Raw genomic sequence first — 20,186 nt, 5'->3', positions numbered from 1 at the left:
CCTACAAGTGTAGGCCAACACCCGTTGACTCCGTGCGCGGGCGCGCTCTACTCTGACAACGGACGTTGGCAAACAACCGTTGGCATCGCCAGGAGGCCATGATGAGCGCCACCAAGAACGCCACCCCCGCTCCCGTGATCGTCGTCGGCTCCGGCCCCACCGGCCTCCTCCTGGCCGGCGATCTCGCCGCCGCGGGCGTCCCGGTCACCGTGGTCGAGAAGCGCCCGCACCGCATCAGCAACCTCTCCCGCGCCTTCGTCCTGCACGCCCGCGCCCTGGAGCAGCTCGACGCGCGCGGCCTGGCCGACGGCCTGGAGGAGGTCGGCCGCCCCCTGGACCGCCTCCGCCTCTTCGGCCGGCTCACGCTGGACCTCGGCGGACTGCCCTCGCGCTTCCCGCACGTCCTCGTCATCCCGCAGTACGAGGTCGAGAAGGCGCTGGAGCGGCGCGCGGTCGACGCCGGGGTGGTCTTCCGCCACGAGACCGAGGTGACCGGCCTGACCCAGGACGCGGACGGGGTGACCGTCGACGTCCGCGGCGCCGACGGGGCCCCGGAGTCGCTGCGGGCCTCGTACGTCGTCGGCGCGGACGGGATGTGCAGCGTCGTCCGCGGGGCGATCGGCCTGCCGTTCCCCGGCCGCTCCGTCATCCGCTCGGTCGTCCTCGCCGACGTACGCCTCGCCGAGGAGCCGGAGACGCTGCTCACGGTCAACGCCGCGGGGGACGCGTTCGCCTTCCTGGCACCCTTCGGCGACGGCTACCACCGGGTGATCGGCTGGCACCAGGACCGGGACGTCCCCGACACCGCGCCCCTGGACCTGGAGGAGGTCAAGGAGATCACCCGCCGCGCCCTGGGCCGCGACTTCGGCATGCACGACGCCCGCTGGATGTCCCGCTTCCACAGCGACGAGCGCCAGGCGCCCGCCTACCGCGTGGGGCGGGTCTTCCTCGCCGGCGACGCCGCCCACGTGCACACCCCGGCCGGCGGCCAGGGCATGAACACCGGCCTCCAGGACGCGGCCAACCTCGGCTGGAAGCTGGCCGCCGTCCTGCACGGCACGGCCGACGCCGGCCTCCTCGACAGCTACCAGGCCGAGCGGCACCCGGTCGGCAGGTCGGTGCTGCGCAGCAGCGGCGGCATCGTGCGGCTCGCGATGGCGCGGCGCCCCTGGACGCTGGCGCTGCGGGCGGTGGCCACCACGCTCCTCAGCCACGTCGGCCCCGCCCGGCGGCGGGCGGTCGGCCAGGTCACCGGCGTCGGCTACCGCTACCCCGCGCCCCGGGGCAGCCACCGGCTGACCGGCACCCGCGTGCCCGACGTGGCCTTCGCGGACGGCGGCCGGCTCTACGAGGCGCTGCGCGGCGGCCGGTTCGTGCTGGTCACGCCGCGGCCCGCGGGCGAGGCGCCGGCCGGGACGCCGGCCGCGTCGGACGGTCCGGACCGCCTGGCCCGGCGGTACTGGGCGGACGGGCGGCGGACGACCGTGCTGGTCCGGCCCGACGGGTACGTCGCCTGGGCGGCGGACGGCGCGGAGGCGGGGACCGTCCGGGAGGCGATCGCGGCACACGTGGGCGGCACGGGGGCCGACCGGGCGGACCGGGCCGACGAGACCGACCGGACCGACGAGGCCGACCGGGCTGCCCTCTGAACCGAGGCCCGCGCTAGGGGGCGCCCTGCTCGCGCCCCGTCCCGGCGAGCAGCTCGCGCAGCAGCCCGGCCAGGGCCTCCGCGCGGTCGCGGTCGAGCGAGGACAGCGCCGCCGTCTGCTCGGCGAGCCCCGCGCCGACCGCCTCGTCGATCAGCTCGCGCCCCCGGTCGGTGAGGGTGACCTGGAGGCCCCGGCGGTCGTGCGGGTCGGGGGAGCGGCGCAGCAGTCCGGCCCGCTCCAGCTTGTCCAGGCGGCCGGTCATGCCGCCGGTGGTGAGCATCAGCGTGCCCGAGAGCTGCCGGGGGGAGAGGGTGTACGGCTCCCCGGCCCGGCGCAGGGTGGCCAGTACGTCGAACTCGCCGCGTGAGACGCCGTAGCGCGCGTACGCCCGCTCCATCCGGTCGCCCATGGCCCGCGAGAGCCGGAAGATCCGGCCGAAGACCTCCATGGCGGCGGTGTCGAGGTCGGGCCGGACCGCGGCCCACTGGCCGATGATCGCGTCGACCGGGTCGGCCGGGGCCGGGGCGGGGGCGGGCGGGCTCGCTGCGGGGCGCTCAGTCATGGCACGAGTATCGGCCGGGCATCGGTCGGCCGCAAGAAAGTAGCTTGACGGCATCTTGCTTAGCGCTAAGCTACTCACAAGCGAGCCACTCCGCTCGCGCCGACCCCGGAAGGGTGCCGACCATGGCCATGGCCACCAACCGCCCCGCCCTCATCGCCCTGACCGCCCTCGCCCCGGTCTCCTGGGGCACGACCTACGCGGTCACCACCGAGTTCCTCCCGCCCGACCGCCCGCTGTTCACCGGCCTGATGCGGGCACTGCCCGCCGGGCTGGTGCTGCTGGCGATGGCGCGGGTGCTGCCGCGCGGCGCGTGGTGGTGGAAGGCGACGGTGCTCGGCGCGCTGAACATCGGCGCCTTCTTCCCCCTCCTCTTCCTCGCCGCGTACCGCCTGCCCGGCGGCATGGCGGCGGTGTTCGGCTCGGTCGGCCCGCTCCTGGTCGTCGGCCTCTCGGCGCTGCTGCTGGGCCGGCGGCCTGCGGCCCGGTCGGTGCTCACCGGCGTCGTCGCCGCCTTCGGCGTCAGCCTGGTCGTGCTGAAGGCGGCCGGGGCGCTGGACGCGCTCGGCGTCGTCGCGGCCTTCGCCTCCACCGCGTCGATGTCCGCCGGGGTCGTGCTCACCAAGCACTGGGGACGTCCCGAGGGCGTCGGCCCGCTGGCCCTGACCGGCTGGCAGCTCACCGCCGGCGGCCTGCTCATCGCCCCGCTCGCCCTGCTGGTCGAGGGCGCGCCGCCCGCGCTCGACGCCCCGGCGATCGGCGGCTACCTCTACCTGGCACTGGCCAACACGGCGGTGGCGTACTGGCTCTGGTTCCGCGGCATCGGCCGCCTCTCCGCCACCCAGGTCACCTTCCTCGGCCCGCTCTCGCCGCTGACGGCGGCCGTGGTCGGCTGGGCGGCGCTCGGCGAGGCGCTGACGCCGGTGCAGGTGGCGGGGATGGCGCTGGCGTTCGGGGCGACGGTGGCGGGGCAGCTCGGGGTGGCGCCCCGGCGGCCCGCTCCGGCTGTTCTGCCGATCGCATCGTTCAGCTCTGCTGAACAAACTGATCGAAAGGTTTCGATGGACCTGACGGAAGCGGCGGTGCGACGGTAGGCGCGGGCCCGACCCACGGGCCCGCCTCCGCCGAAAGGACCTCAGTGCCCGCAGCCGCCGACGGCCACTCCACGACGCGCCCCACCACCCGCACGAGCCCGGTCCCAAGGGCGACGACGAGGCCGACGGCCCCCGTCGCCCTCGGCATCGGGCTCGCCATCCTCGCCACCCTCGTGTGGTCCGGCAGCTTCGTCACCTCCCGCGCCCTCGGCGACAGCGTCCCGCCGGTGCAGCACGCGTTCTGGCGCTGGGTGATCGCCCTCGCGGTGGTCACCCCCTTCGGCGCCCGCCCGGCCTGGCGGCAACGGGCGCTGGTCCGCCACCACCTCCCGTACGTCCTGCTGGCCTCCCTCCTCGGCGTCACCGTCTACAACACCCTGGTCAACCAGGCCGGGGTCACCACCCCCGCCGCCAACATGGGCATGATCATGGCGGCGTCGCCGGTCCTGATGGCGCTCTACGAGCGGGCGTCCGGCGTCCGGCTCGGCGCCCGCCGGGTCACCGGCCTGCTGACGGCCTGCGCGGGCGTGGTGCTGCTGGTGGGGCTGGTCGGCGGGGGAGCGTCCTTCTCCTCCGGCGACCTGTGGATGATCGCGGCGGCCTGCTCCTTCGGCTCGTACAGCGCGCTGCTGCGCCGCCGTCCCGAGGGCCTGGAGGGGGTGTCCTTCCTCTTCACGACCTTCCTCCTCGGCACGGTGCTGCTGCTCCCCGTCCAGCTGGTCAGTCTCGGCGCCCAGGGCGGCTTCACCCCGACCCCCGGCACGGTCCTGCCTCTCCTCTACGTCGGCATCGCGTCGTCCGCCGTGGCCTTCTTCGCCTGGAACAAGGCGATAGGGCTGATCGGCCCGAGCCGCGCGGGCGTCGTCTACTACCTCCAGCCGGTCTGCGTCGCCCTGCTCTCCTGGACCCTGCTCGGCGAGCCGACGGGCTGGGCGCAGGCCGGGTGCATGGCGCTGATCCTGGGCGGGGTCGTGCTGGGCGCGGGTGCAGGCCGCGGTTAGGTTGGCCGGCATGGCCGACTGGGACATCCGCAAGCTGCACATCCTGCGCACGCTGCGGGAGCGGGGCACGGTGACGGCGACGGCCGAGGCGCTGCGCATGACACCGTCGGCGGTCTCCCAGCAGCTGACGAACCTCTCCCGCCAACTGGGCGTGGAGCTGCTGGCCGCCCAGGGCAGAGGGGTCCGCCTCACCGACGCGGCCCGGCTGGTCCTGCGGCACGCGGAGGCGGTCTTCGAGCAGCTGGAACGGGCGGACGCGGAGCTGGCGGCCTACGCCCGGGGCGAGGCCGGCGAGGTCCGGGTCGCCGCCTTCTCCACCGCCGTACCCGCCCTGGTCGTCCCGGCCATACGCACCCTGCGGGCGTCCCACCCCCAGGTCACCGTGCGCGTCCGCGAGACGGAGGCGGCCGAGGCGTACGACCTCCTGGCGGCCGGCGAGGCCGACCTGGCCCTCTCCCTGGCCGCCGAGGCCCCCACGGCGACGGACCCCCGCTTCACCCGCGTCCCGCTGCTGGCCGACCCCCTGGACGTCGCCCTCCCCCCTGCCCACCCCCTGGCGTCCGCCCCGACCCTGCACCTCACCGACCTGGCCGCCGAACCCTGGATCTTCGGCGGCAGCGACCCCTGGTCCGACATCACCCGCCGCGCCTGCGAGGCGGCCGGCTTCACCCCCGACCAGGCCCACAGCGCGGCCGGCTGGACGGCGATCCTGTCGATGGTGGCGGCGGGCCTGGGCGTCGCCCTGATCCCCCGCATGGCGGCGCCCCACCACGAGGGCGTGACCCTGCGCGAACTCCCCGCCGCACAACGCCCGGTACGCCACGTCGTCGCGGCGCTGCGCAGGGGCTCGGAGGAGGCGCCCGCGCTGGGGCGGTTCCTGGGGGTGCTGCGGGGGGTGGTGCTCGGGGCGGGGGCGGGCGGGGCCCTCAGGCCGCCGTCAGCGACGCCAGGGCGCGGTCCATCGCGGCGTTGAACTCCTCCGGCGCCAGCGGCAGCCGGGACTTGACGTCCCGACTCCACTGGTCGGCGAGGACCTCGGCCGAGCCCGCCTCGACCCCGTCGAGCGCCGCGTCGGCCAGGTCCGACGGCGTGATCTTGTCCACGGGCCAGCCCGCGGCCATGTCGGTGTCGGCCAGGCCGAGATGCACCGCCGTCACGAGTGTGCCCTGCTCGGCGAGGTCCAGGCGGACGCCGTTGGTCATGGCCCAGGCGGCGGCCTTGGCCAGGTGGTAGGCGCCCGCGCCCCGGCCCGGGAACCAGGACATGGCGGAGAGGACGTTGACGATGGCACCCCCGCCGTTCCCGGCGAGGGCCGGCGCGAACGCCCTGACCATCCCCAGGTGGCCGAAGAGATTGGTCTCCAGTTCCTGCCGTACCGCGTCCAGCGAACCCGTCACCAGGTCGGTCCCCGTCTGGATCCCGGCGTTGTTGACCAGCAGCGAGACGTCCGGTGCGGCCTCGGCCGCGGCCCGCACGGACACGGGATCGGTGATGTCGAGGGGGAGCACCTCGACGCCGGGCAGGTCCACGGTCTCCGGCCGTCGGGCGGTCGCGTAGACCTTGCGGGCGCCCCGTTCGAGCAGGCGCTGGGCGAAGGCGCGGCCCAGGCCGCGGTTGGCTCCGGTGACGAGGGCGACCGAGTTGTCGATATCCATGCCCGGTACGCTAAAACCTGACGTCAACGTCAGGGGCAAGCGCCGGTCGTCCCGGCCGGAGTGAGAGGGATCACCATGGCCGTCGCAGAGGCCGGGGCCGAGCGGCTGATCCGCATCGGCGAGGTGGCACGGGGTGCCGGCGTCTCGGTGCGCGCCGTGCGCTACTACGAGCAGCAGGGGCTGCTCGTCGCGGAGCGCAGCCCGTCCGGCCAGCGCCTCTACCGGCAGGACGCCGTCGCCCTGGTCCGCTTCTTCCAGCAGATGTTCGCCGCCGGGCTGACCAGCCGGAGGATCGCGGAACTGCTCCCGTGCTGGGACTCCGGGCACACCGACGCCGAGCAGCGAGCCATGCTGCACGCCGAGCGCGACCGCATCCAGGCCAAGGCCGACGTCCTGCGCGCCGCCCTGGACCGCCTCGACGAGATCATCGCCGTCACGGACGCGCACCCGTAGGCGCGGCCCCTGTTCATGGCCGGCGCCCCCCGGCCCGCCCCGGCGCGGCGGCGAGCGCCGACCGGACCAGGCGGAGCCCCTCCACCCTCCAGCGCTCCCGGTCGGGCAGCCGGTCGTCGCGACGCCAGCGCCAGGCCGAGAACAGGGCCCAGTTGAGGGCGCGGCACCGTTGCAGCAGCGCGTGGTCGATGCCCGGGTAGTGCGCGGCCACCTCCTCCGGCGCATGAGCGAGGTCGAACTCGACCGGTCCGCGGCAGCAGGTGGGCAGGTCGGTGAGGAGCGGCCCGCCTGCCGTGTGGAGGAGGTTGCCCGGATGCGGCTCCCCGTGCAGCAGCTGCTCGGCGCCTCCCACCGGGCCGCGCATGCCGCCGAGCACGTCGAGGAGCAGCCGCCGGTCGGGCGCGGCCAGCTCCGGCGACCGCTTCACCTCCCTGGACGCCGCGGCGACCCGGTCGGTGAAGTGCGGGGCGTCGAGTGCGATGCGGCGCAGGGCGGTGTGGTGCCGCCGCAGTACGTCCGCGTAGTCGGCCGGCGCGACCTCCGCCGCCACCGACTCGTAGTGGACCCAGAGCGAGACGCCGAAGCCGTCCCGCCGGTACATACGTGCCTCGACTCGACCGTCCAGCACGGCCACCGGAGCGCCGACCTCGGCGAGACGCCGAGCGACCTCCACCTCGAACCCGGCGTCGGCGAGCTGCCCCGGCGGCGACACCCGGGCCACGACGTCGCAGGGGAGGAGCCGCAGCACGACCCGATCCGAGTCGTGGAGGACGACCACCTCATCGACCCGCAGCCCCAGCCCCGACACGGTGCTCCGCCCCGCGGCGACCGCACGACGAAGCTGCGACGACTCCATGTCCTGGTATCCCTCCGGGTCAGGGGCGCAAGGTGACGCCGAACCGGGTCCCCATCCGCCGCAGCTCCCACAGCGAGACGGCGGTCACCGGCGGCGGGCCTGACGGACCGCCGGGTGGTGGACCGTAGGGGCACCACCCCAACCCCCGTGCCCGCCCGCCCCGTTGCCGCCAGGCAGCGCCCGCCGAGCACCTCTACAGGCTGTCCAGGATCCTCGCCCGCCGGTCCCGGTGCTCCTCGTCCGTGATCGCGTCGGCCGCCCGCAACTCGTCCAGCGTCCGCAGCCGCGACGCGACGTCCCGCGCCGAGCCCGCGTCCGGGGCATCGGCCGGCGGCTCGCCCGTCCGCGCGACGCGCTGCCGCAACTGGTCGGCCAGGGCCTTGCCCTGGTCCTTCGGCACCTGCCGGATCTCGGCCCGGTTGCCCGAGGTGAACACCGTCAGCGTGCCCATCAGCATCCCGGCCGTCCACTGCACCGAGCTGATCCGGCCAGGCGGTCGGAACGAACTCCAGGGGGCGCCCCGCGCGAGGGCGCCCCCTGGTGGATCGTCGGACGGTGTTACGCCGTCGCGTCCGCCGACTGCGCCCGCAGCGCCCGTTCGATGCCCGCGCGGGACTCCGAGACCAGGCGGCGCAGGGCCGCGTTCGGGGAGGACGAGGTGAGCCAGGTGTCCGTCTGGGAGAGGGTCTGCTCCGAGACCTGGATCGCCGGGTAGAGGCCGACCGCGATCTGCTGGGCCATCTCGTGGGAGCGGGAGTTCCAGACCGACTGGAGAGCCTCGAAGTAGCGCTCCGTGTACGGCGCCAGCAGCTCGCGCTGGTCGGTCTGGACGAAGCCGGCGATGACCGCCTCCTGCACGGCGTTCGGCAGCTTGTCGGACTCCACGACCGACGCCCACGCCTCCGCCTTGGCGGACTCCGTCGGGCGGGCGGCGCGGGCCGTGGCGGCGTGGCGCTCGCCGGCGGCCGTGCGGTCGCGCTCGTACTCGGCGTCGATCTCCGCGCCCCCGAACCGGCCGACCGCCGCGAGGCGCTGCACGAAGGCCCAGCGCAGCTCCGTGTCGACGGCCAGGCCCTCGATGGTCTGCGCGCCGTCGAGCAGGGCCTCCAGGAGGTCCAGCTGCTCCGGCGTGCGGGCCGTCGCCGCGAAGGCGCGGGCCCAGGCCAGCTGGTGGTCGCTGCCGGCCGGGGAGGAGCGCAGGTGGGCCAGGGTGGCCTCGGTCCAGCGGGTGAGGAGGGTCTCGCGGGCGTTCGGGTCGGCGTACTGGTCGATGGCCAGCTTCACCTGCCGGTGCAGCGACTGCACCACGCCGATGTCGGACTCCTTGCCGATGCCCGAGAGGACCAGGGAGAGGTAGTCCCGGGTGGGCAGTTCGGCGTCGCGGGTCATGTCCCACGCCGACGCCCAGCACAGGGCGCGGGGGAGCGAGGCGGTGAAGTCGCCGAGGTGGTCGGTGACGACCGCCAGGGACTGCTCGTCCAGGCGGACCTTCGCGTAGGAGAGGTCGTCGTCGTTGAGGAGGACGACCGCCGGGCGGGCCTTGCCGACCAGCTGCGGGACCTCCGTGTACGGGCCGTCCACGTCCAGCTCCACGCGCTCGCCGCGCACCAGCTTGCCCGACTCGTCCAGGTCGTAGCCGCCGATCGCGATGCGGTGCGGGCGCAGCGTCGGCTCGCCCTTCGCGCCCGGCGGGAGGGCCGGGGCCTCCTGGCGGATGGCGAAGGAGGTGATCACGCCGTCGGGGGAGGTCTCGATCTCGGGGCGGAGGACGTTGATGCCCGCCGTCTCCAGCCACGCCTTCGACCAGGACTTCAGGTCCCGGCCCGAGGTCTCCTCCAGCGCGCCGAGCAGGTCGGACAGGCGGGTGTTGCCGAACGCGTGCCGCTTGAAGTACGCCTGCACGCCCCGGAAGAACTCGTCCTCACCGACGTACGCGACGAGCTGCTTCAGCACCGACGCGCCCTTGGCGTACGTGATGCCGTCGAAGTTGACCAGCACGTCGTCCAGGTCGCTGATGTCGGCCATGATCGGGTGCGTGGAGGGGAGCTGGTCCTGGCGGTAGGCCCAGGTCTTCATGGAGTTGGCGAAGGTCGTCCAGGAGTGCGGCCAGCGCGACTCCGGCGCGTCCGCCTGGCAGGCGGCCTCCGCGTACGTGGCGAACGACTCGTTCAGCCACAGGTCGTTCCACCACTCCATGGTGACCAGGTCGCCGAACCACATGTGCGCCAGCTCGTGCAGGATCGTCGCCGCCCGCACCTCGTACGCCGCGTCCGTCACCTTGGAGCGGAAGACGTACTGGTCGCGGATGGTCACCGCGCCCGCGTTCTCCATCGCGCCCGCGTTGAACTCCGGCACGAAGAGCTGGTCGTACTTGGCGAACGGGTAGGCGTAGTCGAACTTCTCCTGGAACCAGGAGAAGCCCTGCCGGGTGACCTCGAAGATCGCGTCGGAGTCGAGGTGCTCGGCGAGCGAGGGGCGGCAGTAGATGCCCAGCGGCACCGCCTGGCCGTCCTTCTCGTACACGCTGTGCACCGAGTGGTACGGGCCGACGATCAGCGCCGTGACGTACGTCGAGATGCGCGGGGTCGGCTCGAAGGTCCAGACGTCGTCCTGCGGTTCGGGCGTCGGCGAGTTGGAGATGACCGTCCAGCCCTCGGGGGCCCGCACGGTGAACTGGAACGTCGCCTTCAGGTCCGGCTGCTCGAAGCTCGCGAAGACCCGCCGGGCGTCCGGCACCTCGAACTGGGTGTACAGGTACGCCTGGTCGTCCACCGGGTCGACGAACCGGTGCAGGCCCTCGCCGGTGTTGGTGTAGGCGCAGTCGGCGGCGACCCGCAGGATGTTGCGGCCCGGGAGCAGCCCGGGCAGGGCGATGCGGGAGTCCTGGAAGACCTCGGCGGGGTCCAGGGCGTCGCCGTTCAGCGTCACCTCGTGGACGGCCGGGGCGACCAGGTCGATGAACGAGTCGCCGCCGGTGTCCGCGACGTCCTCCGCGACATCGAAGCGCACCGTGGTCACGGACCGGTAGGTGCCGCCCTCCTGCGCGCCGGTAAGGTCGAGATCGATCTCGTACGAGTCGACGCTCAGCAGCTGCGCCCGCTGCCGCGCCTCTTCGCGAGTCAGGTTTGTGCCAGGCACGCGGTCATCTCCTCGTGGTGTATCGGATCACGCCATCCTTCCACGGGACCCGCACGCAACGCGATGTCCGATTCCCGCCGGTGCGCACCCCTGCCGGGCGGGAGGCTCGACCCATGACAACCACGATCACGCACACCGCGCTCCCCATCGCGCCCGCCGTCCTCGACGAACTGCGCCGCACCGACGACGCCGGCCGCCCGATGGCGCCCTTCACCGACGCCGAGGGCGGCGACCCGCTGCGCTGCTGCCTGCGCCGCAGCCGCGCCGGAGAACGGGTCGCCCTGGTCTCGTACGCCCCGCTGCGCCGGTGGGCCGCCGAGACCGGGGCCGAGCCGGGCGCCTACGACGAGCAGGGCGCCGTCTTCATCCACGCCGAGCCGTGCGCGGGACCGGAGGACCACGAGCTGCCCTTCACCAACGCCCACCGCGTCCTGCGGCGCTACTCCGCGGCCGGCCGCATCCTCGGCGGCGCGCTGGTCGACGGCCCGGACGGCTTCGCGCCGGCCCTGGCGGACGCGTTCGCGGATCCGGCGGTGGCGCTGGTCCACGTCCGGGCCGTCGAGTACGGCTGCTTCCTCTACGAGGTGCGCCGCTGATCCACCACGGCAGCCGCGGCCCCGTCGTAGGCCGCCCTGCTCGACTGGATGTCGCCGTTGTGCTCGACGGCCCACCCCGCGAGGGCCAGGGCGGGGGCGATCAGGCTGCGGCCCAGGCCGGTGAGGGCGTACTCCACCCGCGGGGGGACCTCGGCGTAGGCGGTGCGGGAGGCCAGGCCGTCGCGTTCGAGGTGGCGCAGGGTGAGGGTCAGCATGCGCTGGGAGACGCCGGGGATGCGGCGCCGCAGCTCGGAGAAGCGCAGCGGCCCGTCCTCCAGCGTGGCCACCACGAGCAGCGTCCACTTGTCGCAGATCCGGTCGAGGACGGCGCGGACCGTCCGGCCGCCGTCGCCGCGGATCATGCAGGCGTGCTGGTACTTCGAGTGCTCCGACATGTCGGCTCCCGCTCCCCGGTCACATCCGTGTGCCTTCCCCCTGGCCCTGGTGAAGGCCGTCGGGCTCCTGGAGGTGCTCGGGGCGCTCGGTCTGGTGCTGCCGCCGCTGACCGGCGTCGCCGTCGGTCTGGCGGTGGCCGCGGCGGTCGGGCTCGTGCTGCTCCAGGTGGGCGCCATGGCGCTGCACCTGTCCCGGGGCGAGGTCGAGGAGACCGGCCTCAACGTCGTGCTGCTGGTGCTCGCGGCGGTGGCGGCATGGCTGGGGGCGGCGGCCACGCTCTGACCACCGCCCCCGTCCGTGCCCGGACGTGTCAGCCGCGGTCGCGCAGCTCCGCCGCCACCAGCTCCGCGATCTGCACCGCGTTCAGGGCCGCGCCCTTGCGCAGGTTGTCGTTGGAGACGAACAGGGCGAGGCCGTTCTCCACCGTCTCGTCGCGGCGGATGCGGCCGACGAAGGACGGGTCCTGGCCGGCGGCCTGGAGCGGGGTCGGCACCTCGGCGATGGCCACGCCGGGGGCGCCGGCCAGCAGCTCCTTGGCGCGCTCGACGGTGATCGGGCGGGTGAAACGGGCGTTGACCTGGAGGGAGTGGCCGGTGAAGACCGGCACGCGCACGCAGGTGCCGGAGACCTTCAGCTCCGGGATCTCCAGGATCTTGCGGGACTCGTGGCGGAGCTTCTGCTCCTCGTCCGTCTCGTGCAGGCCGTCGTCCACGATCGAGCCGGCCAGCGGCAGCACGTTGTACGCGATCGGCGCGACGTACTTCTCCGGCTCGGGGAAGTTCGCCGCCGAGCCGTCGTGGGTCAGCTTCGGCGCGTCCTCGCCGACCTTCCTGACCTGCTCGTACAGCTCGTCCACGCCGGCCAGGCCGGAGCCGGACACCGCCTGGTACGTGGCGACGACCAGCGCTTCCAGGCCCGCCTCGGCGTGCAGCGGGCGGAGCACCGGCATCGCGGCCATCGTGGTGCAGTTCGGGTTGGCGATGATGCCCTTGGGGCGGTCGGTGATGGCGTGCGGGTTCACTTCGGAGACCACCAGGGGCACCTCCGGGTCGCGGCGCCAGGCCGAGGAGTTGTCGATCACGACGGGGCCCTGGGCGGCGACCTTCTCGGCCAGCGCCTTGGAGGTGGCGCCGCCGGCGGAGAAGAGCACGATGTCCAGGCCGGAGTAGTCGGCGCTCTCCGCGTCCTCGACCGTCACCCCGTCCAGGTCCCGGCCCGCCGAACGGGCGGAGGCGAACAGGCGCAGCTCGGTGACGGGGAAGTTCCGCTCCGTGAGGATCCTGCGCATGACCGTGCCGACCTGACCGGTGGCTCCGACGATTCCGACCCTCACGGTGACTCCTTCGCGTGGCGTGCGTGTACCCGGCCGGGTGCGGCTGGGGGGCTTCCCTGCTCTTCAAGGCTCTTCCCTGCACGTCCATCATGCGCGGCACCCGGGCCGGTATGTCCAATCCATTGCCCGATGGACGGACGATCACTCCTGGTCAGGGCCGGTCCGGGGGCGCCGGGGGCCGGTCCGTCCGGCGCGCAGGATCGCGTGCGCGGGGCGGTGCGGACCGCAAGATGCGGTGATCCGGCGGCCGGGTGACGGGGGTTCGTGCCGTGCGCGGAGGCCGGCGGGCGGCTCGCCGGCTCCGCTCCCCGCCGGGCCCGGTGTGACACGAGACACCCCTCAGGGCCGCGGTTCCAGCGTCCAGCGGCCCGAGGTGCGGATCTGGACCCAGCCGGACGGGACGCGCTGGAGACCGGCGGCCGTGCTGATCCGGCGCACCGGCTCCAAACGCTCGTCCAGCTCCCACAGCACCGGCAGGCTGAGTTGGCCCAGCGCCTCGTGGCGGACCATCACCTCCGCCTCGGGACCCGCGTGGCGGACGACGCCGTAGCCCTGCCCCTCCACCGGTCCGGGGCCCAGCACCGGCGCGCCGGCCGGGTCGGCCGGCTCCAGGCGCCAGCCGGTGGTGTCCGAGGTCTGCACCAGGACGTGGCAGTACCCGGCGGGGGAGACCCAGACCGGGCCGGTGACCGGGCGCCGCCGGGTGGTCTCGCCGGAGATCCGCAGCTGGCCGTCGGCCTGGAGGGTGCGGACGGACAGGTTCTGGTCGTCGGAGGTGGTGCGGCCGAGGCGGAGCAGCGCGGGCGGGCCCGCGTAGCGGAAGACCGCGCTGCCCCGCCCCTCCACCGGGCCGGCCAGCGGCGGCGCCTGCTCGATCGGCAGCAGGCGCAGGCTCCACCCGCCCACGTCCTGCAGCTTCAGCCGCACCCGCGCCTCGCCCCTGCGGAACAGCACCGTGCGGCCGTGCCGCCCGTCGCTGGTGCCGCGCAGGAGATCCTCCTCGTCGTCGTACTCGTCGAGGAGGCTCACGCGGTGGCCCCAGAGGTCGTCCTGCGTCTCGAAGGCGTACTCCAGCAGGGCGGGCCGGCCCGGGGTGGGGTTGACCAGGGTGACGGTCTTCGGGCCGCGGCCGGTGTGGGCGCCGTCCGCCCGGACCGACGGCTCGTCGTGGACGGGCAGGGGGCGCGCGGTGAGCCGCCACGGGCCGTCGCCCTCGACGGCGAGGAGCAGCGGACCGTCGGAGAGGGGCACGGTGTTGCGCAGCCGGTCGACCTCGTTGACCAGCAGGTCGTAGTCGTCCAGGTCGTGCAGCCGCCCCGCCTCCAGGGCCTTGACGGCGAAGTAGCCCTCGCCGTTCTCGTCGCCCGCGAACTCCACGTCCAGGTCGGCCGCGGTCCCGGTGTAGGAGACCACTTCGGGGCCGTAGCCCTCCAGCGGGGCGGTGCCCAGGCGGCGGACCACGGACAGGGGCTGCACGAGGACCGTCCAGTCCTCGTCGGCCTCCACGCGCAGCCGCAGCGGTCGGCCCTGCGGGAGCTGCACCAGGGCGCGCCCGCGGAAGTCGCGCAGGGTGGTGTTGAAGACCAGCTCGTCGTTCTTGTTGCGCCTGTCGAGGGTGTGGACGCCGAAGTAGCCGTCGCCCTGGTGCCACGCCTCCACGACCACCGGGCCCGGGGGCAGCGGCGCGTCCACGCTGACGACTCCGGCACCGCGGCCGCTCTGGGTGTACGGCCGGAACTCGGAGCCGAAGGAGACGGGCGGGGCGTCCTGCGGCGGGGCGACCATGGCGGCCGGCGCCGGCGGGGCGGCGGAGGGCATCGCCGGAACAGTCGGCGCGTGCACCGGCGGGGCAACCGCCACGGGTGCCGCCGGAGCAGCCGCCACGGGTGCCGCCGGAGCAGCCGCCACGGGTGCCGCCGGCTGCTCCACGGCTATCCCGAAGTCCGTCGCAAGCCCGGCAAGCCCCGACGCGTACCCCTGCCCCACCGCCCGGAACTTCCACGCCCCGTCCCGCCGGTAGAACTCGCCCAGCACGAACGCCGTCTCGCTGGAGGCGTCGTCCACCGCGTAGTGCGCCACCACCGCGCCCTCCAGGGTGAGCACCTGGGCGTACAACTCGGCCACCTGCCCGAAGACCCCGCCGTCGCAGGAGGCGGCGATCAGCACCCGCTGCACGCCGGGCTCCACCCGGGGCAGGTCCACCTCCAGCCACTCCGCGAGCTGCCCGCCCCCGTCGGCGGTCCCGGCGTGCCGCACCGCGCCCGAGGGGTGCGCGGGCTGGTTGTAGAAGACGAGGTCCGCGTCGCCGCGCACCTTTCCCGCGGCGTCGAGCAGCAGCGCGGAGGCGTCCACGGCCGGCCCGCCGGGAACGTGCCGCCGACACACCACGACCCGCAGCGGAGCTGCCGGGACAGGAGTGTTGGCACCTTTGCCGATGTACGTCATGCGGCACATGGTGACAGCGGGGCGGCGGTGAAGTCGACGGGAGGCGGGCACTCCGGATGATCACCGGCGGTCGCCGAACGTTTCAAGCCCGCCCGCCCCGAGACGGCGGACCTCCGCTTCGTCCTGGCCGACACCACCGCACGCCTCGCGACGGGCGACCGCGCCCTGGTCGGCATCCCGCGCTCCTCCGACACCGCGGACACGGTCGTCACCGGCGCCGGGGACATCGCCGCCGAACGCGCGCGCGTCACCGCGGCCCTGGCCGACTCCCGCGACCTCGCCTGCGGGTGACGGACACGCGAAGGGGCGGGCACCCCGCAAGGCGCCCGCCCCCTGAGACCCGTACCGGAGGGACTACGGCACGACCTTCTCGATCCGCACGCTGCCGAGGCCCGCGACCGTGCCGCGGCTGTTCACCAGCGACACCTGGCCGAAGAACTCACGGCCGGCCGGCGCGGCGGCCAGCGCCGTCACGCTGCCCGAGACGGTCGCCGAGGCGCCCGTGGCGAGCTTGACGGCCGAGCCGTCCACCGAGACCGCACCGAGCGAGGGCGCGAAGAACACGTCCCGGTAGTCGTACGCGGTGGACCCGGAGGGCACCGCGTAGCCGGCCACCTCGATCGTGTACGTGCCCGCCGCCGGGGAGGGCACCGAGACGGCCTCCTCCGAGTCGCCGTCGGCGGACTGGCCGACCACGGCGCCGGCCGCGTTGTAGACGGTGAGGTCCAGGTCGGCCGCCGCGTCGGAGACGTTGCCGATGGCGATGTCCAGCGCGGTGGCCCCCGCCGGCACGTCGACGGTGGTCCGCTGGAGCGCACCCTCGGCGATGGTCGGCCGCGCGTTCAGCGCCGAGCCGAGCGGTCCGCCGACCAGCTTGCCGTCGATCGGCGCGAAGCGGTTGGTCACCTTCCAGGAGGCGGAGACCGGCGTGCCGACCTTCGCCTCGGGGACGGTCACGACCGCCGGGTCGAAGTCCGCGCCGAAGACGGAGACGTCCAGCTTGTACGGGTTGTCGAGCAGCGGCGAGGTGCGCCGCGACTCGACCTCGATCTCCCAGACGCCGGGCTGCGGGTCGGCGTACGAGCGCACGTCGGGCTTGCAGCCGTTGCCGTCGAGGTAGTTGTTGTAGCAGTACGGCGTGGAGGTGTCCTCCACCGGGACGCCGTAGGGGTGGATGGCGATGAAGCGGGTCTGGCTCTTCTCCGCCAGGCCGCCGATCGCCACCTCCAGGGACTTCGCGCCCTCGGGGACGGTCACGAAGTAGGACTTGGTGCTGTTGCGCTGCACCGTGTCCCGCTCGGAGACGCTGTACTTCAGCGGCGCGGAGACCACGACCGTGGCCATGACCAGCTGGTCGGTGCCGACCGTGGCCGGGTCGTCGACCTCGAGCACCGCGCTCTTCAGGCCCGCCGACGTCGGCGCGGCCTGCACCTTGACGGTCACCGGCTGGTTCAGCGGCAGCTTCACCACGTCGTCGCCGACGATCTTGAAGGTGTGGCCCGCGTTGTTCTCGAACCACAGGGTGTGCCGCACCGGCGTGGCCGGGCCGGTGGTCCGGGTGATCGTGACGTCGTACGTCTTCTTCTGCCCGGCCTTCAGGCCGCCCTCGCGGTCGTAGAGGCCGGTGCCGAAGCCCGGCGTCGCGAGGAACTGGTCGATCGCGGTGTCGACCGGCGCCTTGACCGTGTACTCGTGCGCGGTGGCGCCCTTGCGGATCGACTTCCAGGCGTCGGGGATGTTGATCAGGCCCGCGCCCTGCTCGTACGCCTGGGTGCCGGCGATGTGGTCGGCGGTGGAGGTCAGCGCGGTGCGCAGGACCGCCGGGGTCAGCGTGCGGCCCTCGCGCTTGGCGGCGGAGAGCAGCAGCGCCGAGGCGCCGGCCGCCTGCGGGGAGGCCATCGAGGTGCCCTGGAGCATCGAGTAGCCGGCCGGCAGCGAGTAGCCCGCCTCCGGGACCGGGGAGCCCGGCAGCCAGGTCTGGGTGGTGTTGATGGCCGCGCCCGGCGCGGTCAGCGTCGGCTGGAAGCCGCCGTCCTCACGCGGGCCGCGCGAGGAGAAGGGCATCATCTGGTACTTCTTCTCCACCGCGGAGCCGTAGTTGGCGGCCCAGGTCTGCTTGGAGATGGACGCGCCGACCGAGATCACCTTGTCGGCCAGGCCCGGGTCGCCGATGGTGTTGGCGCCGGGGCCGGAGTTGCCCGCGGAGATCACCAGCTGGACGCCGTAGGTGTCGATGAGGCGGGTGTAGAGCGCGGCGCGCGCGTTGTTGCCGTCGTTCAGCGCCGGCAGGCCGCCGATGGACATGTTGACGATGTCCACGCCGCGGTTGACCACGAGGTCGATCATGCCCTCGGTCAGCGCCACGTTGGTGCAGCCGCCTGACCAGGTGCAGGCCCGCGAGGAGACGATCTTCGCGCCCGGCGCCGCGCCGTTCATCTTCCCGCCGAACAGCCCGTTGGCGGAGGTGATGCCGGCCACGTGGGTGCCGTGCTCGGACTCGATGACGCCGATGTTGACGAAGTCGGCCTTGGCACCGGAGGAGTTGACGACGACGTCCTTGCGGATCTCGACCACGAACGGCTGGCGCTCGACCACGTCGGTCGCCGGGTTGTCCGTGCCGAAGTACCCGACCTGGAAGCCGTCCTTGTACGGCTTCATCGGGGTGTCGTCGCCGAAGTCGAAGTTGTTGTTCAGGTCGACCCGGACCGTGCCGGCCGCCTTGTCGTACAGCACGCCCCAGGAGTCGGTGGTGTCGCCGTCCCGGTTGGCGTCGCCGGCCGCGTCGCCGCCCTTGGTGTACGACTCCAGGAAGGCGCTCACCTGGTAGGAGCCGGCCGGCGCCTTCCAGGTCTTCCCGCCGTAGGTGAAGGTGGGGCCGCTGACCGAGGTGGTCATCGGGCGCCAGGTCTGGTCGCCGTCGACGATCGGGTCGGTGGCGGTGACCCAGTCGACGATCTTGCGCTCGCCGGTGGTGGTCTTCTGCAGCGCCGGGTGGCCGAGGTCCACGCCGGAGTCGAGGATGCCGATGGTGACGCCCCGGCCGTCCGCCGTCGGGTTCTTCTTCACGAAGTCCACGGCACCCGTCTCGAAGGACGGGTTGTACGGGTTCTCGGCGGGGGTGTTCCTGCCCGGCGCCGGGTAGGCCCTGGCGACCTTGCCCTTCGGGGCGCCCTTCGCCGCGTCCGCGCCCGGCGTCGGGTCGTCCAGCGGGATCTCGTCACGCAGGTCGATGCCCTGCACGGAGGAGAGCTTCACGGCGGCGGCGATGGCCGCGTCCGCCTTGCCGGTGGGGACGGTGGCGCGGACGTAGCCGAGCTTGTCGTACGTGCGGCCGACGGTGCCGCCGTCGACCGCGTCCAGCTTCTGCGCGACCTGCTCGGTCTGCCCGGGCGCGGTGGCGACCATCATCGTGACGTTCTTCGCGCCGTCCGCCTTGGCCTCGGCGAGCCGGTCGGCGTCGTCCGAACCGAGCTTGTCGGGCGCGGACTTGACGACCGGGCCCGCGGGGGCCGTCGCCGGTCCGTCGGCCGCGAGGGCCAGGGGTATCGGCGCGACCGCGCAGAGCGCGGTGACGAGGCCCGCGGCCACGGCGATGCGGGCCGCGCGTCTGGCGCCCGGTATCGGTTCGCGCTGGGGGGTGAGGGTCATCGGCATCCCTTGTTGGTAAAGGAACCTGCGTGAACGACCGGGGCCGATCGGCTCCGGCCGCGACGGTCCGGAATGCGATCCCGGACGACCGCTCAGCTTTGTGCACCGGATCGCTCTTTGAGGAGGGTTGTCCGGGACGCGGGGGTGCCATGGCGTACTTCCGCCATACGCCATCGGGAACGTAATGCGCGGTACATGACATACCGGTGCCGCCGTGCGCGTGAGGAGGGGCCGCGGGCTCCCGTGCCCCGCGGCCCCTCCTCTCCCCTCCTGATGGCGCCGGTCGCGCCCGGTCCGTCACTACCGGGGCAGCACCACCACGTACGCGGCGGGTTCCCGGTCCACCGCCGCCGCCAACGCGGTCCGCACCACCGTCGCCTGCTGCTCCGGGTGCTCCCGCAGGCTGCGCGGGGTCAGGTGGACGACCGTGATGCCGAGGCGCTCCAAGTGCTCGCGCTTGCGCGCCTGTTCCGCCCACAGCGCGTCGTCCGCGCGGCGCCGGTCGCGGGTGTCGAGGTCCACCGCGACCGCCTGCTCGGGCCAGTAGGCGTCCAGGCCGCCCAGGTGCGGGCCGCCCGGCAGGCGCAGGTCGACGTTCCAGACGGGCTCCGGCAGCCCGTGCTCGCGCACCATCCGGTACAGGTGCCCCTCGGCGAGCGAACGGCCCTCCGCCGCCAGGGAGTCCACCGCGTCGACCACGTGCGGCCGGCCGAGCAGCCGGGCCCGGCTCAGCTCCCGCACCACCGCCGCCGCCTCGCAGTGCCCGCCGCGCACCGCCTCGGTGAGCAGCCGCCGGACCGCGACCGCGTCGGTCAGCCGGCCCACCGCGTCGGCCAGCGCCCGCGCCACCGGCGCCACCGGCACCCCGCCCGCCTCCTCGGCGGTGGGCAGCGCGGCCGAGCGCACGATCCGCGCCCAGCCCGCCGAGCGCAGCCGGCGCGCCCCGCGCGGCACCAGCACATCCAGGGTCTCCAGGAAGGCCGGCGGGGGCGCGGCGGGGAAGCCGTGCAGCGCCAGCGCCGCCAGGCCGGTGACCATCGCACCGGGGCCCGCGTGGAGCAGCGCCGCGCGCAGCCGCTCCTCGCCGGTCGGCGGGCCGGGGTGCAGCAGGACGACGTCCGGCAGGAGCAGCTGCCAGGACCCGCCGGGCCGGCACCGCTCCCGCGCCTCGGCGGCGGTGACGCCGTGCGCCGCCAGCTGGGCGTGGGTCAGCAGTCGGCGACCGCCGGCGGCGAGGTCGGCGAGGTCGGCGAGGGGGCGGGGGGAAAGCGGGGTCTCGTGGGTCATGACCAGGAGCTTCCCGGGAGTGATCCACCCGCTAACCGCTGTGACAAGAACGGCATCGAATCCGGACAAGCCCGCC

Annotated in this window: 17 protein-coding genes; 7 read left to right on the top strand and 10 right to left on the bottom strand. The window is 74.1% G+C overall.

Annotated features, from left to right (window positions below; genetic code table 11):
• Positions 1-101: 101 nt before the first annotated feature.
• Positions 102-1,649, top strand: coding sequence for an FAD-dependent monooxygenase (locus tag ACGFZL_RS02575; protein ID WP_393688498.1), 1,548 nt, complete (start codon positions 102-104; stop codon positions 1,647-1,649).
• 13 nt (positions 1,650-1,662) lie between these two features.
• Here ACGFZL_RS02575 and ACGFZL_RS02570 read toward each other — a convergent pair whose 3' ends face one another.
• Positions 1,663-2,211, bottom strand: a complete 549-nt coding sequence (locus ACGFZL_RS02570; RefSeq protein ID WP_393688496.1) for a MarR family winged helix-turn-helix transcriptional regulator — start codon at positions 2,209-2,211, stop codon at positions 1,663-1,665.
• Between the two features lie 128 nt (positions 2,212-2,339).
• Here ACGFZL_RS02570 and ACGFZL_RS02565 point away from each other — a divergent pair, with 128 nt between their 5' ends.
• From ACGFZL_RS02565 to ACGFZL_RS02555, 3 genes are read left to right on the top strand one after another with little or no spacing between them, the layout of a single operon-like run.
• Positions 2,340-3,302: an EamA family transporter gene (locus tag ACGFZL_RS02565; protein WP_393688669.1), complete on the top strand. Its 963-nt coding sequence runs from the start codon at positions 2,340-2,342 to the stop codon at positions 3,300-3,302.
• A gap of 44 nt (positions 3,303-3,346) precedes the next feature.
• A complete protein-coding gene (locus ACGFZL_RS02560; protein ID WP_393688494.1) occupies positions 3,347-4,303 on the top strand; it encodes a DMT family transporter in 957 nt (318 codons plus the stop codon).
• Positions 4,304-4,313: 10 nt separating this feature from the next.
• Entirely contained in the window at positions 4,314-5,276 is a 963-nt protein-coding gene (locus tag ACGFZL_RS02555; RefSeq protein WP_393688492.1) for a LysR family transcriptional regulator, read from the top strand.
• On the opposite strand, the gene ACGFZL_RS02550 is transcribed toward ACGFZL_RS02555, so the two are convergent.
• Entirely contained in the window at positions 5,230-5,958 is a 729-nt protein-coding gene (locus ACGFZL_RS02550) for an SDR family oxidoreductase (protein WP_393688490.1), read from the bottom strand. The two genes, ACGFZL_RS02555 and ACGFZL_RS02550, sit on opposite strands and share 47 nt — an antisense overlap.
• A gap of 75 nt (positions 5,959-6,033) precedes the next feature.
• Here ACGFZL_RS02550 and ACGFZL_RS02545 point away from each other — a divergent pair, with 75 nt between their 5' ends.
• A complete protein-coding gene (locus ACGFZL_RS02545) occupies positions 6,034-6,411 on the top strand; it encodes a MerR family transcriptional regulator (protein ID WP_355165924.1) in 378 nt (125 codons plus the stop codon).
• A 13-nt stretch (positions 6,412-6,424) separates the two neighbouring features.
• Here ACGFZL_RS02545 and ACGFZL_RS02540 read toward each other — a convergent pair whose 3' ends face one another.
• From ACGFZL_RS02540 to pepN, 3 genes are all read right to left on the bottom strand, one after another.
• On the bottom strand, positions 6,425-7,267 hold the full coding sequence (locus tag ACGFZL_RS02540) for a phosphotransferase (RefSeq protein WP_393688487.1): 843 nt from the start codon (positions 7,265-7,267) through the stop codon (positions 6,425-6,427).
• A 193-nt stretch (positions 7,268-7,460) separates the two neighbouring features.
• Positions 7,461-7,742, bottom strand: a complete 282-nt coding sequence (locus tag ACGFZL_RS02535; RefSeq protein ID WP_393688485.1) for an SHOCT domain-containing protein — start codon at positions 7,740-7,742, stop codon at positions 7,461-7,463.
• An 83-nt stretch (positions 7,743-7,825) separates the two neighbouring features.
• A complete protein-coding gene (pepN, locus tag ACGFZL_RS02530) occupies positions 7,826-10,405 on the bottom strand; it encodes an aminopeptidase N (protein WP_393688483.1) in 2,580 nt (859 codons plus the stop codon).
• A gap of 113 nt (positions 10,406-10,518) precedes the next feature.
• Between pepN and ACGFZL_RS02525 the strand changes: the two genes are divergently transcribed.
• Complete coding sequence (locus tag ACGFZL_RS02525) at positions 10,519-11,001, top strand: DUF1203 domain-containing protein (protein ID WP_393688481.1); 483 nt, start codon at positions 10,519-10,521, stop codon at positions 10,999-11,001.
• Here ACGFZL_RS02525 and ACGFZL_RS02520 read toward each other — a convergent pair.
• On the bottom strand, positions 10,983-11,396 hold the full coding sequence (locus tag ACGFZL_RS02520) for a winged helix-turn-helix transcriptional regulator (RefSeq protein WP_393688479.1): 414 nt from the start codon (positions 11,394-11,396) through the stop codon (positions 10,983-10,985). The two genes, ACGFZL_RS02525 and ACGFZL_RS02520, sit on opposite strands and share 19 nt — an antisense overlap.
• A gap of 49 nt (positions 11,397-11,445) precedes the next feature.
• On the opposite strand from ACGFZL_RS02520, the gene ACGFZL_RS02515 reads away from it, so the two are divergent.
• Positions 11,446-11,679: a DoxX family protein gene (locus tag ACGFZL_RS02515; protein WP_393688477.1), complete on the top strand. Its 234-nt coding sequence runs from the start codon at positions 11,446-11,448 to the stop codon at positions 11,677-11,679.
• A 28-nt stretch (positions 11,680-11,707) separates the two neighbouring features.
• Here ACGFZL_RS02515 and ACGFZL_RS02510 read toward each other — a convergent pair whose 3' ends face one another.
• The 4 genes from ACGFZL_RS02510 to ACGFZL_RS02495 form a co-directional block, all read right to left on the bottom strand.
• Positions 11,708-12,730, bottom strand: a complete 1,023-nt coding sequence (locus ACGFZL_RS02510) for an aspartate-semialdehyde dehydrogenase (RefSeq protein WP_393688475.1) — start codon at positions 12,728-12,730, stop codon at positions 11,708-11,710.
• Between the two features lie 339 nt (positions 12,731-13,069).
• Positions 13,070-15,175 carry a TerD family protein gene (locus tag ACGFZL_RS02505; protein WP_393688473.1) on the bottom strand — a complete coding sequence of 702 codons (2,106 nt, stop codon included), beginning with the start codon at positions 15,173-15,175 and terminating at the stop codon, positions 13,070-13,072.
• Positions 15,176-15,529: 354 nt separating this feature from the next.
• Positions 15,530-18,823, bottom strand: a complete 3,294-nt coding sequence (locus ACGFZL_RS02500; protein ID WP_393688471.1) for a S8 family serine peptidase — start codon at positions 18,821-18,823, stop codon at positions 15,530-15,532.
• Positions 18,824-19,123: 300 nt separating this feature from the next.
• Entirely contained in the window at positions 19,124-20,110 is a 987-nt protein-coding gene (locus ACGFZL_RS02495) for a hypothetical protein (protein ID WP_393688469.1), read from the bottom strand.
• Between the last annotated feature and the right edge of the window lie 76 nt (positions 20,111-20,186).

Source organism: Streptomyces sp. NPDC048182 (assembly GCF_043202555.1).
GTDB lineage: Bacteria > Actinomycetota > Actinomycetes > Streptomycetales > Streptomycetaceae > Streptomyces.
Note: the sequence above shows the minus strand (reverse complement) of the source record. Positions and strands in the feature narration are given on the sequence as shown.